Below are 14233 nucleotides of genomic sequence, written 5' to 3' on the forward strand. Positions count from 1 at the left end.
AGGTATTCGTTACGGCGAATACCTTGACTTATGTATACGGGTTTAGCTCAGTTGGTAGAGCACTGGTCTCCAAAACCAGGTGTCGGGAGTTCGAGCCTCTCAACCCGTGCTAAGAATGCTTTGTGTATTGATTTGTTAACTGGTATTCTCAGAAATAAATTTGTAACGCGGCGAGAAGCCTGACCTGAGCGAAGTCGAAGGGAGCCTCTCAACCTGTATAGAAAAAGTACTACGGTATTGTGTTATGAATACCTTTTTGTAATAGGTAATCATAATTTGAAATATAATGATCACAGTAGCTTACAAAGTGAAAAGTTAAGAACTTATATTGCCTGTGATAAATAAATAGATGTGATAACGAAGTAATTTATTTCGTTTAAAAAATAAAATAAGATGGCTGGATTTATAAATTATGTTACAGAATCGTATAACGAGCTGAAAAATCATGTTACCTGGACTCCTTGGGCCGAGGCACAAAGGTTAACGGTAGTAGTGATTGTTTTTTCGGTTATTTTTTCTTTGGCTATCTGGGGAGTTGATACCGTATTTAGTAATATGATAGAGTATTATTTTACTTTAGTTAAATCTTAATGTAGTGAAAATGGCCGAAGTAGATAATACAAAAAAGTGGTACGTAGTAAGGGCAGTTAGTGGTCAAGAAAATAAAGTAAAAGATTATATAGAGCGTGAAATAGCGCATATGGGACTTGAGGATTACGTGGCTCAAATTTTGGTGCCTACAGAAAAAGTAGTTCAGATTCGTAACGGAAAAAAAATTAATAAAGAGCGTGTATACTTTCCTGGGTATGTGATGATCGAAGCTAATCTTTCAGGAGAAATACCACATATCATTAAATCAATCAATGGTGTTATCGGTTTTCTTGGTGAAGTTAAAGGAGGAGATCCTGTACCACTTAGAAAAGCTGAAATTAACAGGATGTTAGGTAAGGTTGACGAATTAGCGGTGAAGACTGATAATGTGGCTATACCGTATACCGTAGGTGAAACCGTGAAGGTTATCGATGGTCCTTTTAATGGTTTTAATGGTAGCGTCGAGAAAGTTAATGAAGAAAAGCGTAAGCTCGAAGTAATGGTGAAGATCTTTGGTAGAAAGACACCGTTAGAGTTGAGTTACATGCAAGTAGAAAAAGTATAATAATTGTTACATTATATATCTAGAATTGTTCTTTTGCTTCCACTTATAGAACAATACTAAATCTAAAATTAGAAAAATGGCTAAAGAGTTAAGTAAGGTTGTAAAGTTACAAGTACGTGGAGGTGCGGCAAACCCTTCTCCACCAGTTGGACCTGCTTTAGGTGCTGCCGGAGTAAATATCATGGAATTCTGTAAGCAATTCAATGGTAGAACACAAGATAAGGCTGGTAAAGTTTTGCCTGTAGTTATCAATGTGTATAAAGACAAGTCTTTTGATTTTGTTATAAAGACTCCTCCTGCAGCTGTTCAAATACTGGAAGCAGCAAAACAAAAGAAAGGTTCTGGAGAGCCTAATCGTAAAAAAGTAGCGAGTGTTACCTGGGATCAGGTTCGTACTATTGCAGAGGATAAAATGCAGGATTTAAATGCATTTACCGTAGAATCTGCAATGAAAATGATTGCCGGTACTGCACGTTCTATGGGTGTAACTGTAAAAGGGCAAGCTCCTTTTTAATCCTAAAAAGTTTACAAAATGGCAAAAGTAACTAAAAAACAAAAAGAAGCGAACGCAAAAATTGATAAGAATAAATCGTATTCTTTAAATGAGGCTTCTTCTTTGGTAAAAGAAATTACAAACGTTAATTTTGATGCCTCGGTTGATTTAGCGGTTCGTTTGAACGTAGATCCTCGTAAGGCAAATCAAATGGTACGTGGCGTAGTAACATTACCACACGGTACGGGTAAAGATGTTAAAGTACTGGCATTAGTGACCCCAGATAAAGAAACAGAAGCTAAAGAAGCCGGTGCAGATTATGTAGGGCTTGACGAGTATCTAGATAAAATCAAAGGTGGTTGGACTGATGTTGACGTAATTATTACCATGCCTAGCGTAATGGGTAAATTAGGACCACTGGGTAGAGTTTTAGGACCTCGTGGATTAATGCCTAATCCAAAAACTGGTACAGTAACTATGGATGTAGCAAAAGCTGTTTCAGATGTAAAGGCTGGTAAAATAGACTTTAAAGTTGATAAAACCGGTATTGTTCATGCTGCTATTGGTAAATCTTCATTCGATGCAGAAAAGATAGCCGGTAATGCTAAAGAATTAATAACGACATTGGTAAAGTTGAAGCCACAGGCGGCAAAAGGAGTATATATTAAATCGATATATATGTCATCTACGATGAGCCCTGGTGTGGAAATAGATGCTAAAAACTTTGCTGGGTAATTAAGATAAACGATTATGACAAGAGAAGAAAAATCACTAGTAATTGAAGACTTAACTGCTCAGTTGGCTGAAAATACTAATATCTATTTAGCTGATATTTCAGGATTAGATGCAGGATCAACTTCAAATTTACGTAGAGCTTGTTTTAAAGCTAATGTATCATTAAAAGTAATCAAGAATACGCTTCTTGCGAAAGCAATGGAGAATTCAGATAAGGATTTTGGAGAATTACCTACAGTCTTAAAGGGTAATACTTCATTAATGTTTGCCGAGACTGGTAATGCACCTGCAAAAGTTATAAAAGAATTTCGAAAGAAATCTGAAAAACCTTTATTGAAAGGTGCTTTTGTAGAAGAAGCTATCTTTATCGGAGATGAAAACCTTGAGACTTTAGTAAACATAAAGTCAAAAGAAGAAGTTATCGGAGATATTATCGGATTATTACAGTCGCCTGCTAAGAATGTTATTTCGGCATTAAAGTCAGGTGGAGGAACAATAGCCGGTATCCTTAAAACATTATCCGAAAAAGAAGGATAATTAGTACAACGTACGCACTTTTTAACAAATTATATTTATTTAAAGAATTTTATTAAAACGATAGAAAATGGCAGATTTAAAAGATTTCGCAGAACAATTAGTTAACTTAACAGTTAAAGAAGTTAATGAGTTAGCTGATATATTAAAAGAAGAATATGGTATCGAGCCTGCTGCTGCTGCAGTTGCAGTTGCTGGTGGCGGTGCTGCTGGTGGCGGTGAAGCTGCTGAAGAAAAATCAGAATTCGATGTAATTCTTAAGGCTGCAGGTGGTTCTAAATTGGCAGTTGTAAAACTTGTTAAAGAATTAACTGGTCTTGGTCTTAAAGATGCTAAAGAATTAGTTGATGGTGCTCCTAAAGCTATCAAAGAAGGTATAGCTAAAGATGAAGCAGAAGCTCTAAAAGCTCAACTAGAAGAGGCTGGAGCAGAGGTTGAGCTTAAGTAAGCTTACCATAAATGAACATATAGGTTTAGACCCAGAGAGCACTCTCTGAGGTCTAAACCATTTTGCGTATATAGATAGTAAGTATTTTAATACGCTCCCTTTTTTAAAATTTTAATTTAATTCCGTCCATTGATGTTAGCAACGCAAACTGAAAGATTGAATTTCTCTTCTGTAAAGAATAGGCCTGATTACCCAGACTTTCTGGATATCCAGATTAAGTCCTTCCAGGATTTCTTTCAATTAGAAACAAAGTCTGAAGAAAGAGGAAACGAAGGTTTATATAACACCTTCATGGAAAACTTCCCGATTACTGATACTCGTAATCAATTTGTACTAGAATTTTTAGATTATTTTGTTGATCCTCCTAGGTATGATCTTCAGGAGTGTATAGAAAGAGGTCTTACCTATAGTGTTCCTTTAAAAGCACGTCTCAAACTATTCTGTACAGATCCTGAGCACGAAGATTTTGAAACTATTGTTCAGGACGTGTATTTAGGAACTATTCCGTATATGACACCAAGTGGTACATTCTGTATCAACGGGGCAGAACGTGTTGTAGTATCACAATTACACCGTTCTCCGGGAGTATTCTTTGGACAATCTTTCCATGCAAATGGAACTAAACTTTATTCTGCCAGAGTAATTCCTTTTAAAGGATCATGGATAGAATTTGCTACCGATATCAATAGCGTGATGTACGCGTATATTGATAGAAAGAAAAAATTACCGGTGACTACACTTTTCCGTGCGATCGGTTTTGAACGCGATAAGGATATTTTAGAAATATTTGATCTTGCAGAAGAGGTTAAAGTTTCTAAATCTGGATTAAAGAAAGTACTTGGACGTAAACTAGCTGCGCGTGTTTTAAATACATGGCATGAGGATTTCGTTGATGAAGATACAGGTGAAGTAGTTTCTATTGAACGTAATGAAATTGTTTTGGATCGTGATACCATTCTTGACAAAGATCATCTTGAAGAGATTATCGAGTCTGGCGCAAAAACCATCCTGTTACATAAAGAGGATAATCAAAAAGGGGATTACGCTATAATTCACAATACTTTACAAAAAGATCCTACTAATTCTGAAAAAGAAGCGGTAGAACATATATATCGTCAATTACGTAATGCAGAACCACCTGATGAGGAAACTGCACGAGGTATTATTGATAAATTATTCTTTTCAGATCAGCGTTACAATTTAGGTGAAGTTGGTCGTTATAGAATGAACAAGAAATTAGGTTTAGATATCGAAATGGATAAGCAGGTACTTACCAAAGAGGATATCATAACTATTATAAAATATTTGATTGAGTTAATCAATTCAAAAGCTGAGATTGATGATATTGATCACCTGTCTAACCGTCGTGTTCGTACGGTAGGTGAACAGTTATCGCAACAATTTGGAGTTGGTTTGGCGCGTATGGCTCGAACCATTCGTGAACGAATGAATGTTAGAGATAATGAAGTGTTTACGCCTATCGATTTGATTAATGCGAAAACCTTATCATCGGTAATCAACTCGTTTTTTGGTACCAACCAGCTGTCTCAGTTTATGGACCAGACCAATCCATTGGCAGAAATTACACATAAACGTAGATTATCTGCTTTAGGGCCGGGGGGTCTTTCTCGTGAACGTGCAGGATTTGAAGTTCGAGATGTGCATTATACACATTATGGGCGTTTGTGTCCTATAGAAACTCCTGAAGGTCCAAATATTGGTCTGATTTCTTCACTTTCGGTATTCGCAAAGGTGAATTCGATGGGGTTCTTAGAGACTCCATATCGTAAAGTAGAAGATGGTAAAGTTGATCTTAGTGGTTACAAATACCTTAGTGCAGAAGAAGAAGAAGAAAAATTAATAGCACAGGCTAATATTCCTTTAAAAGAAGATGGGACCATAGATTCTGAAAAGGTAATTGCGCGTATGGAAGGTGATTTCCCAGTAATCGAGCCAACCAATGTAAATTATGCAGATGTTGCCCCTAATCAGATTGCTTCGATTTCAGCATCTCTAATTCCATTTTTAGAGCACGATGATGCCAACCGAGCATTAATGGGATCTAATATGATGCGTCAGGCAGTTCCATTATTACGAGTAGACGCACCTATCGTTGGTACAGGATTAGAGCGGCAGGTCGCATCAGATTCTAGGGTATTGATTAATGCAGAAGGAGCCGGAGTAGTTGAATACGTCGATGCACAAAAAATCACTATCAAATATGATAGAACTGACCAGGAGAGAATGGTTAGTTTTGATGGAGATTCAAAAACTTATGATCTGATAAAATTCCGTAAAACAAATCAGGGAACCAGCATTAACTTGAAACCTATCGTAAGAGTAGGGGATAAGGTTGCCAAAGGACAGGTTTTATGTCAAGGATATGCTACTGAAAACGGAGAACTCGCGCTAGGTAGAAATATGAAAGTGGCCTTTATGCCATGGAAAGGATATAATTTCGAGGATGCGATTGTAATTTCTGAAAAAGTAGTTCGTGATGATATTTTTACTTCCATTCATATTGATGAATATTCTTTAGAAGTTCGAGATACGAAGTTGGGGAATGAAGAGTTGACAAATGATATTCCTAATGTTTCTGAAGAAGCTACGAAAGATCTCGATGAAAATGGAATGATCAGAGTAGGTGCAGAAATAAAACCTGGGGACATTCTTATAGGTAAGATTACTCCAAAAGGAGAAAGCGACCCTACTCCCGAAGAAAAATTACTAAGAGCGATCTTTGGTGATAAAGCAGGAGACGTTAAAGATGCATCTTTAAAAGCTTCACCTTCATTACACGGTGTGGTAATTGATAAAAAATTATTCGCTCGTGCGATTAAAGATAAGAGAAAGCGTTCTCAAGATAAAGAAGACATCGAAATCTTAGAAAGATCGTATGATACCAAATTCGAATTGCTAAAATCTGAATTGGTAGATAAATTGTTCGCTATTGTAGGTGGAAAAACTTCTCAAGGAGTAATGAATGACTTAGGAGAAGAAGTGCTTCCGAAAGGTAAAAAGTATACTCAAAAAATGCTAAATAGCGTCGATGATTATGCACACCTTACCAAAGGCACCTGGACTACCGATGATGATCTCAACAGAATGGTAGCCGATCTTATTCATAATTACAAGATCAAAGAAAATGACTTACAAGGAAATCTTAGACGAGAAAAATTTACGATTTCTGTTGGAGACGAGTTACCTTCAGGGATTATAAAACTTGCAAAAGTTTATATTGCAAAAAAACGTAAGCTCAAAGTAGGTGATAAGATGGCAGGTCGTCACGGTAATAAAGGTATTGTTGCTCGTATCGTTAGAGAAGAAGATATGCCTTTCTTAGAAGATGGAACCCCTGTAGATATCGTACTGAATCCGTTAGGGGTACCTTCTCGTATGAATATCGGTCAGATCTATGAAACTGTGTTAGGATGGGCCGGACAAAAATTAAGTAGAAAATTCGCTACTCCGATTTTTGATGGTGCTTCTCTCGAACAAATTAATGAACTTACCGATGAAGCAGGAATCCCAAGATTTGGGCATACATACTTGTATGATGGTGGTACGGGAGACCGCTTTGATCAGGCAGCTACTGTAGGTGTAATTTACATGCTGAAATTAGGTCATATGGTAGATGACAAAATGCACGCACGTTCTATTGGACCATACTCGTTGATTACGCAACAACCTTTAGGTGGTAAGGCACAATTTGGAGGTCAGCGTTTTGGAGAGATGGAGGTATGGGCATTAGAGGCTTACGGAGCCTCAAGCACCTTACGTGAGATATTGACTGTTAAATCTGATGATGTTATAGGAAGAGCAAAAACATACGAAAGTATTGTTAAAGGTGAGCCTATGCCAGAACCGGGATTACCAGAGTCTTTTAATGTTTTAATGCACGAATTAAAAGGTTTGGGTCTAGATATCAGATTAGAAGAATAATATATACGAATTTTGTACCTCGAGTGAAGTCACGAGGTACGATTGCCGTAGATTATTCAAATTTAAATTACAATAATTCTTTAGCAACCATATATTATGGCAAGAAATAATGATAAGAATACAGTAAAGAGATTTGATAAAATCTCTATCGGTTTGGCCTCTCCAGAATCTATTTTGGCGGTTTCTAACGGAGAAGTATTGAAACCTGAAACTATTAATTATCGTACACACAAACCTGAACGTGATGGTTTGTTTTGCGAGCGTATTTTTGGACCTGTAAAGGACTTTGAGTGTGCTTGTGGTAAATATAAAAGAATTCGATACAAAGGTATTGTTTGTGATCGATGTGGTGTAGAAGTAACTGAAAAGAAAGTGCGAAGGGATCGTGTTGGTCATATCAACTTGGTCGTTCCTGTGGCTCATATCTGGTATTTCCGTTCGTTACCCAACAAAATAGGATATTTATTAGGTCTTCCGTCTAAAAAATTAGACATGATCATTTACTACGAACGTTACGTAGTCATTCAACCGGGTATTGCCAAAAATGAAGAAGGTGAACCGGTGCAAAAAATGGATTTCCTTACAGAAGAAGAGTATCTGAATATTTTAGATAGTCTTCCACAAGAGAATTTGTATTTGGATGATAATGATCCAAATAAATTTATCGCTAAAATGGGAGCAGAGTGTCTTATCGAGATCTTACGAAGAATTGATCTGGATGCACTTTCTTACGAACTGAGACATAAGGCAAATAATGAGACTTCTAAGCAACGTAAAACTGAAGCGTTAAAAAGACTTCAGGTAGTAGAGTCTTTCCGTGATGCGAATAAAAACCGTGAAAATCGTCCAGAATGGATGATCTTGAAGGTAGTACCGGTAATTCCGCCAGAATTACGTCCGTTAGTACCATTGGATGGAGGTCGTTTTGCTACTTCAGACTTAAATGACCTTTATCGACGTGTTATTATTCGAAATAATCGTTTGAAGCGTTTGATGGAAATCAAAGCTCCAGAAGTAATCTTACGTAATGAAAAACGTATGCTTCAAGAGTCTGTAGACTCTCTATTTGATAATACACGTAAAGCGTCTGCTGTAAAAACAGATTCAAACCGACCTTTAAAATCGTTATCAGATTCTTTAAAAGGAAAGCAGGGACGTTTTCGTCAGAACTTATTAGGTAAACGTGTTGATTATTCTGCACGTTCGGTAATTGTTGTTGGACCAGAATTGAAACTCTTTGAATGTGGTCTTCCTAAAAATATGGCAGCAGAACTTTACAAACCTTTCGTGATCAGAAAATTGATAGAACGTGGTATTGTAAAAACAGTAAAATCTGCCAAGAAAATTATCGATAGAAAAGAGCCTGTGGTTTGGGATATCTTAGAAAATGTTCTTAAAGGACATCCGGTATTATTAAACCGGGCTCCAACACTTCACCGTTTAGGAATACAAGCATTTCAGCCTAAACTTATTGAAGGTAAAGCAATTCAATTGCACCCACTGGTTTGTACGGCATTTAATGCAGATTTTGATGGAGATCAAATGGCAGTACATTTGCCATTAGGACCAGAAGCTATTCTAGAAGCTCAGCTGTTAATGCTGGCATCACATAATATCTTGAATCCCGCTAATGGTTCACCAGTAACTGTACCTTCACAGGATATGGTACTAGGTCTTTATTATATGACGAAGTCTAGAAGATCTACTCCAGAATTAGAAATCAAAGGTGAAGATTTAACATTCTATTCTCCTGAAGAAGTAGTTATCGCATATAACGAGAAGAGACTAGATATTAATGCCAATATTAAGGTTCGTACAAAAGACTTTAACGAAGATGGCGAGTTGGTGAACCAGATTATTGAGACTACTACAGGTAGGGTTCTTTTTAATGAAAAAGTTCCAGAACGTGCAGGGTATATTAATGAGGTATTAACCAAAAAATCGCTTCGCGATATTATTGGTGGTATTCTTAAAGTAACCAGTGTTCCTGAAACGGCAGCATTCCTTGATGAGATTAAAACATTAGGATATAATTTTGCTTTCAGAGGTGGTTTGTCATTCAGTTTGGGTGATATTATTATTCCTAAAGAAAAGCATACCATGATTGCCGATGCGAATTCGCAGGTAGATAATATTGTAGCCAACTATAACATGGGTCTTATTACGAATAACGAACGTTATAACCAGGTTATTGATATTTGGACGTCTACGAATGCTGAACTCACAGAGTTATCGATGAAACGTATTAGAGAAGATCAACAAGGATTCAATTCCGTATACATGATGCTTGATTCTGGTGCAAGGGGCTCAAAAGAGCAGATTCGCCAGTTGACAGGGATGCGTGGATTAATGGCAAAACCGAAAAAAGCAAGTTCTGCCGGAGGTGAAATCATCGAAAACCCAATTTTATCTAACTTTAAAGAGGGATTATCAATTCTTGAATACTTTATCTCTACTCACGGAGCGCGAAAAGGTCTTGCAGATACTGCCCTCAAAACAGCGGATGCCGGGTATTTGACACGTCGTTTGGTCGATGTAGCTCAGGATGTTATTGTTAATATTGAAGATTGTGGTACTTTACGTGGTGTTGAAGTTTTTCCATTAAAGAAAAATGAAGAAATCATCGAAGGTCTCGCTGCCAGAATAGTAGGTAGAACTTCACTGCAAGACGTAGTGAACCCACTTACTCAAGAAGTTTTGGTAGAAGCAGGGGTTGAAATTGACGAAGCTACAGCAAAAATCATAGAAGATTCTCCGGTAGAATCTGTAGAAGTACGCTCTGCACTTACATGTGAGGCTAAAAAAGGGATTTGTGTGAAGTGTTATGGTCGTAATCTTGCTACCGGAAAAACGGTACAACGAGGTGAGGCTGTAGGAGTAGTTGCAGCGCAATCTATTGGTGAGCCTGGTACACAGCTTACGTTACGTACCTTTCACGTAGGGGGTATCGCAGGTAATATTTCTGAAGAAAATCAATTACGATCCAAATTCGCTGGTAAAGCTGAAATAGAAGAGCTCAAAACGGTTAAGGGTGAAGATGCTGAAGGAAAAGAAATCGACGTGGTTATTTCTAGAACTTCTGAGGTGAAATTAATCGATCCTAAAACTAAGATTGTTTTAAGTACTAACCTTATTCCTTACGGTTCTCAATTGTTTATTAAAGACGGTGAAACCTTAGAAAAAGATCAGGTAATTTGTCAATGGGATCCTTATAATGGTGTAATTATCTCAGAATTTGCTGGTAAGGTTCAATATGAGAATATAGAACAAGGAATCACTTATCAAGTAGAAATTGATGAACAAACTGGTTTCCAGGAAAAAGTAATTTCTGAATCAAGAGATAAGAAAAAGATCCCTACGCTTTTAGTGATGGGTAAAGGAGATGAAGTATTACGATCTTATAACCTTCCTGTAGGTGCGCATCTTATGGTAGATGATAGTGATAAGATAGGTGTAGGTAAAGTGTTGGTTAAAATTCCTCGTAAATCTGCCAAAGCAGGTGATATTACCGGTGGTCTGCCAAGAGTAACTGAATTATTCGAAGCTCGTAATCCGTCTAATCCTGCCGTAGTAAGTGAGATCGACGGTGTTGTATCCTTTGGTAAGATTAAAAGAGGTAATCGCGAAATCATCGTTGAATCAAGAATAGGAGAAATTAAAAAATATTTGGTTAAACTGTCAAATCAGATTCTTGTTCAGGAAAATGATTATGTGCGTGCCGGAATGCCTTTGTCTGATGGATCTATCACTCCAGAAGATATCTTGAAAATTAAAGGGCCATCTGCTGTACAGCAATACCTAGTTAACGAAGTGCAAGAAGTTTACCGTCTACAAGGGGTAAAGATCAATGATAAGCACTTTGAGGTTGTCGTAAGACAGATGATGCGTAAAGTTCGAATACAAGATCCGGGTGATACTATTTTCTTAGAAAATCAACTGGTACACAAGTCTGACTTTATTGAAGAAAATGATGCTATTTTTGGAATGAAAGTAGTAGAAGATGCTGGTGATAGTGAAAACTTAAAACCAGGACAAATTGTTTCTCCTCGTGATCTTAGAGACGAAAATTCTGTCTTGCGTAGGGATGATAAAAACTTAGTTACAGCAAGAGATGCATCTCCTGCTACGGCGACTCCTATACTTCAGGGTATAACTCGAGCTTCGTTACAAACTAAGTCATTTATTTCTGCGGCCTCTTTCCAGGAAACTACTAAAGTACTTAACGAAGCTGCAGTAAGTGGTAAGGTAGATACGCTTGAAGGTCTTAAAGAAAATGTAATTGTTGGACATAGAATACCAGCAGGTACAGGAATGAGAGATTATGAAAGCATTATCGTAGGTTCTAAAGAAGAATTTGAGGATAGAATGGAACAGCGACAAGAAGTAAATTATAATTAAAATTAGAAAGCCTGCCTGCTTAGGCAGGCTTTTCTTTTTGTAGTTTACTACCAAAATGATCATAAAAATAGGTCAATCTGCTTATTCATATCATCTTCTACTTCGTTACAAAAAGCTTCTAGAGGTAAGATTTTACTCAAATTTTGAAGTCTTTTAGAAGAAAAGATAGCAGCATTGCATCTTTTTTAGTCTCTTTTTATATATGCGCTTTGGTAGTACATTACATACTAATAGGATACATAGCATGTCAGATCAAAAAAATAAAAATCAGAATCAGATTAATATTGAATTAGACGAAGCCATTGCTGATGGAATATACAGCAATCTTGCGATTATTAATCATTCCGTTTCAGAGTTTGTCGTAGATTTTGTAAATATTATGCCAGGCCGACCCAAAAGTAAGGTGAAAAGCAGAATTATATTAACTCCGCAGCATGCCAAAAGATTACTAAAAGCGCTTCACGACAATGTAAATCGCTTTGAGAATGCGCATGGCGAAATTAAGGATTATGATCAACCGCCTATTCCTATGAATTTCGGACCTACCGGAGAGGCATAATCATTTTTGAGTAGTGAATAAAAATATACAATCCGATGAAGTGTGTATTTATCTCTCATCGGATTTTTTGCTTTTTGGTGATACCAATTTAGTCATACCACTTTCACTTTAAAATTCTGATGTAAAATGGAATTTGATACTAGGATATTTTTGTTGTGTCATTTGCAAACTAAAAGATGAATCTGCTAGAAAAACCAACTGTTCTTGTTTGTCTTTTGCTAAAAACTTACTTTTTACACGTTTAAATTCTTTAAATTCATCATTATTTTCATCTTCTGGGTCTACCCAACAAGCCTTATGTACATTTAGATTTTCATAGGTACATTTCGCTCCGTATTCATGTTCTAAACGATATTGAATAACTTCGTATTGAAGCGCACCAACAGTACCGATTACTTTTCTTCCGTTAAGTTCTAGCGTAAATAATTGAGCAACTCCCTCGTCCATTAATTGATCAATTCCTTTGGCTAGTTGTTTAGATTTCATGGGATCGGCATTATTGATGTATCTAAAATGCTCTGGAGAAAAACTGGGAATTCCTTTGTAATGAAGAATTTCTCCTTGTGTAAGCGTATCACCAATTTTGAAATTACCGGTATCATGTAAACCTACAATATCACCAGGATACGATACGTCGACAATTTCTTTTTTCTCGGCAAAAAATGCATTCGGACTCGAAAATTTTAGTTTCTTATCATGCCGGGTATGTAAGTAAGGTACGTTTCTTTCAAATTTACCCGATACAATTTTGATGAAGGCCAGTCTGTCGCGATGTTTAGGATCCATGTTAGCATGGATTTTAAATACAAATCCGGTGAAATCCTTTTCCTCAGGTTTTACCAGTCGTATATCGCTTTCTTTAGGTCTTGGAGGTGGCGCGATGGTAATAAAACAATCTAAAAGCTCTCGTACGCCAAAATTGTTTAATGCCGAGCCAAAAAATACAGGTTGCAATGATCCTTTTTGATAGGCTTCTTGATCAAATTTAGGATAAATGCCTTCAACCAACTCAATTTCTTCGCGTAAGGTAGCTGCTGATTCGTCGCCAATGGCATTTTCAAGTTCTTTTGATGACAGGTCTTTAATTTCTATAGTTTCTTCAATGTTTTTACGACTATTTCCGCTAAACAGGTTTAGATTTTTTTCCCAGAGATTATAAATTCCTTTAAAATCATACCCCATACCAATAGGAAAACTTAAGGGTGTCACGGTAAGTCCCAGTTTTTGCTCAACTTCATCGAGTAACTCAAAAGCGTCTTTACCTTCCCGATCTAATTTATTGATAAATACGATCATGGGGATATTTCGCATTCTACATACAGCCACAAGCTTTTCTGTTTGCTCCTCTACACCTTTGGCCACATCAATAACAACGATAACACTATCTACGGCAGTTAGAGTTCTAAATGTATCTTCGGCAAAATCCTTATGTCCGGGGGTATCTAAAATATTAACTTTTATGTGTTCATATTCAAAAGCCAGAACCGAAGTAGCTACAGATATTCCACGTTGGCGTTCAATCTCCATAAAATCACTTGTAGCTCCTTTTTTTATTTTGTTAGATTTTACAGCTCCAGCTTCTTGTATGGCCCCACCAAATAATAAAAGTTTTTCTGTTAGTGTAGTTTTACCTGCGTCAGGATGCGAAATAATCCCAAAGGTCCTTCTTCTTCCTATCTCTTCTATAAATTTCATACGTTCAAATCTTTTTAATTGTTTGAAAACGAAATAATTAAAAAATTGAGAACGTATGTAAGCGCTACGCTCTCACATTAAAAAATTTAAATCCTGCGCTCCACCTGGCTTGTTCGCTAAAAATGTTCACCAAACATTTTTTTAACGCTCCACCCTGTGAAGTAATTTTTGAAATTTATTAATGTTCGTTTCATATGCTGTTGCTCTGATAAGGATGCAAATATAGTACTTAAACCCGGTTTATGTATTAGAATTTCGTTATGAGGTTTGAAA

At 36.8% G+C, this 14233-nt stretch carries 10 protein-coding genes and 1 tRNA gene; 10 read left to right on the forward strand and 1 reads right to left on the reverse strand.

Annotated elements, in window-relative coordinates:
* Positions 1 to 36 precede the first annotated feature (36 nt).
* From J8281_RS08505 to J8281_RS08550, 10 genes are all read left to right on the forward strand, one after another.
* Positions 37 to 109 (forward strand) — tRNA-Trp (locus tag J8281_RS08505).
* A gap of 284 nt (positions 110 to 393) precedes the next feature.
* On the forward strand, positions 394 to 591 hold the full coding sequence (gene secE / locus J8281_RS08510) for a preprotein translocase subunit SecE (protein ID WP_210197187.1): 198 nt from the start codon (positions 394 to 396) through the stop codon (positions 589 to 591).
* Positions 592 to 601: 10 nt separating this feature from the next.
* Positions 602 to 1156: a transcription termination/antitermination protein NusG gene (gene nusG, locus J8281_RS08515; RefSeq protein ID WP_210197188.1), complete on the forward strand. Its 555-nt coding sequence runs from the start codon at positions 602 to 604 to the stop codon at positions 1154 to 1156.
* Between the two features lie 76 nt (positions 1157 to 1232).
* Positions 1233 to 1670, forward strand: a complete 438-nt coding sequence (gene rplK, locus J8281_RS08520; protein WP_210197189.1) for a 50S ribosomal protein L11 — start codon at positions 1233 to 1235, stop codon at positions 1668 to 1670.
* Between the two features lie 18 nt (positions 1671 to 1688).
* Positions 1689 to 2384, forward strand: a complete 696-nt coding sequence (rplA, locus tag J8281_RS08525; protein ID WP_210197190.1) for a 50S ribosomal protein L1 — start codon at positions 1689 to 1691, stop codon at positions 2382 to 2384.
* A 15-nt stretch (positions 2385 to 2399) separates the two neighbouring features.
* Entirely contained in the window at positions 2400 to 2921 is a 522-nt protein-coding gene (rplJ, locus tag J8281_RS08530; protein ID WP_210197191.1) for a 50S ribosomal protein L10, read from the forward strand.
* 67 nt (positions 2922 to 2988) lie between these two features.
* A complete protein-coding gene (gene rplL / locus J8281_RS08535; protein ID WP_210197192.1) occupies positions 2989 to 3366 on the forward strand; it encodes a 50S ribosomal protein L7/L12 in 378 nt (125 codons plus the stop codon).
* Between the two features lie 132 nt (positions 3367 to 3498).
* Positions 3499 to 7308: a DNA-directed RNA polymerase subunit beta gene (gene rpoB, locus J8281_RS08540; protein ID WP_210197193.1), complete on the forward strand. Its 3810-nt coding sequence runs from the start codon at positions 3499 to 3501 to the stop codon at positions 7306 to 7308.
* Positions 7309 to 7404: 96 nt separating this feature from the next.
* Positions 7405 to 11706: a DNA-directed RNA polymerase subunit beta' gene (rpoC, locus tag J8281_RS08545; RefSeq protein ID WP_210197194.1), complete on the forward strand. Its 4302-nt coding sequence runs from the start codon at positions 7405 to 7407 to the stop codon at positions 11704 to 11706.
* 244 nt (positions 11707 to 11950) lie between these two features.
* Positions 11951 to 12265 carry a DUF3467 domain-containing protein gene (locus tag J8281_RS08550; RefSeq protein ID WP_210197195.1) on the forward strand — a complete coding sequence of 105 codons (315 nt, stop codon included), beginning with the start codon at positions 11951 to 11953 and terminating at the stop codon, positions 12263 to 12265.
* Positions 12266 to 12373: 108 nt separating this feature from the next.
* Here the strand turns inward: J8281_RS08550 and J8281_RS08555 are convergent, their stop codons facing one another.
* Positions 12374 to 13960, reverse strand: coding sequence for a peptide chain release factor 3 (locus J8281_RS08555; RefSeq protein ID WP_210197196.1), 1587 nt, complete (start codon positions 13958 to 13960; stop codon positions 12374 to 12376).
* Positions 13961 to 14233: the final 273 nt, after the last annotated feature.

The sequence above is a fragment of the Aquimarina sp. U1-2 genome (assembly GCF_017897595.1).
GTDB lineage: Bacteria > Bacteroidota > Bacteroidia > Flavobacteriales > Flavobacteriaceae > Aquimarina.

What these genes read in the sequence shown, in the direction of transcription:
- secE (WP_210197187.1), top strand. Translation starts at nt 394, where the DNA reads ATGGCTGGATTTATAAATTATGTTACAGAATCGTATAACGAGCTGAAA.
- nusG (WP_210197188.1), top strand. Translation starts at nt 602, where the DNA reads ATGGCCGAAGTAGATAATACAAAAAAGTGGTACGTAGTAAGGGCAGTT.
- rplK (WP_210197189.1), top strand. Translation starts at nt 1,233, where the DNA reads ATGGCTAAAGAGTTAAGTAAGGTTGTAAAGTTACAAGTACGTGGAGGT.
- rplA (WP_210197190.1), top strand. Translation starts at nt 1,689, where the DNA reads ATGGCAAAAGTAACTAAAAAACAAAAAGAAGCGAACGCAAAAATTGAT.
- rplJ (WP_210197191.1), top strand. Translation starts at nt 2,400, where the DNA reads ATGACAAGAGAAGAAAAATCACTAGTAATTGAAGACTTAACTGCTCAG.
- rplL (WP_210197192.1), top strand. Translation starts at nt 2,989, where the DNA reads ATGGCAGATTTAAAAGATTTCGCAGAACAATTAGTTAACTTAACAGTT.
- rpoB (WP_210197193.1), top strand. Translation starts at nt 3,499, where the DNA reads ATGTTAGCAACGCAAACTGAAAGATTGAATTTCTCTTCTGTAAAGAAT.
- rpoC (WP_210197194.1), top strand. Translation starts at nt 7,405, where the DNA reads ATGGCAAGAAATAATGATAAGAATACAGTAAAGAGATTTGATAAAATC.
- J8281_RS08550 (WP_210197195.1), top strand. Translation starts at nt 11,951, where the DNA reads ATGTCAGATCAAAAAAATAAAAATCAGAATCAGATTAATATTGAATTA.
- J8281_RS08555 (WP_210197196.1), bottom strand. Translation starts at nt 13,960, where the DNA reads ATGAAATTTATAGAAGAGATAGGAAGAAGAAGGACCTTTGGGATTATT.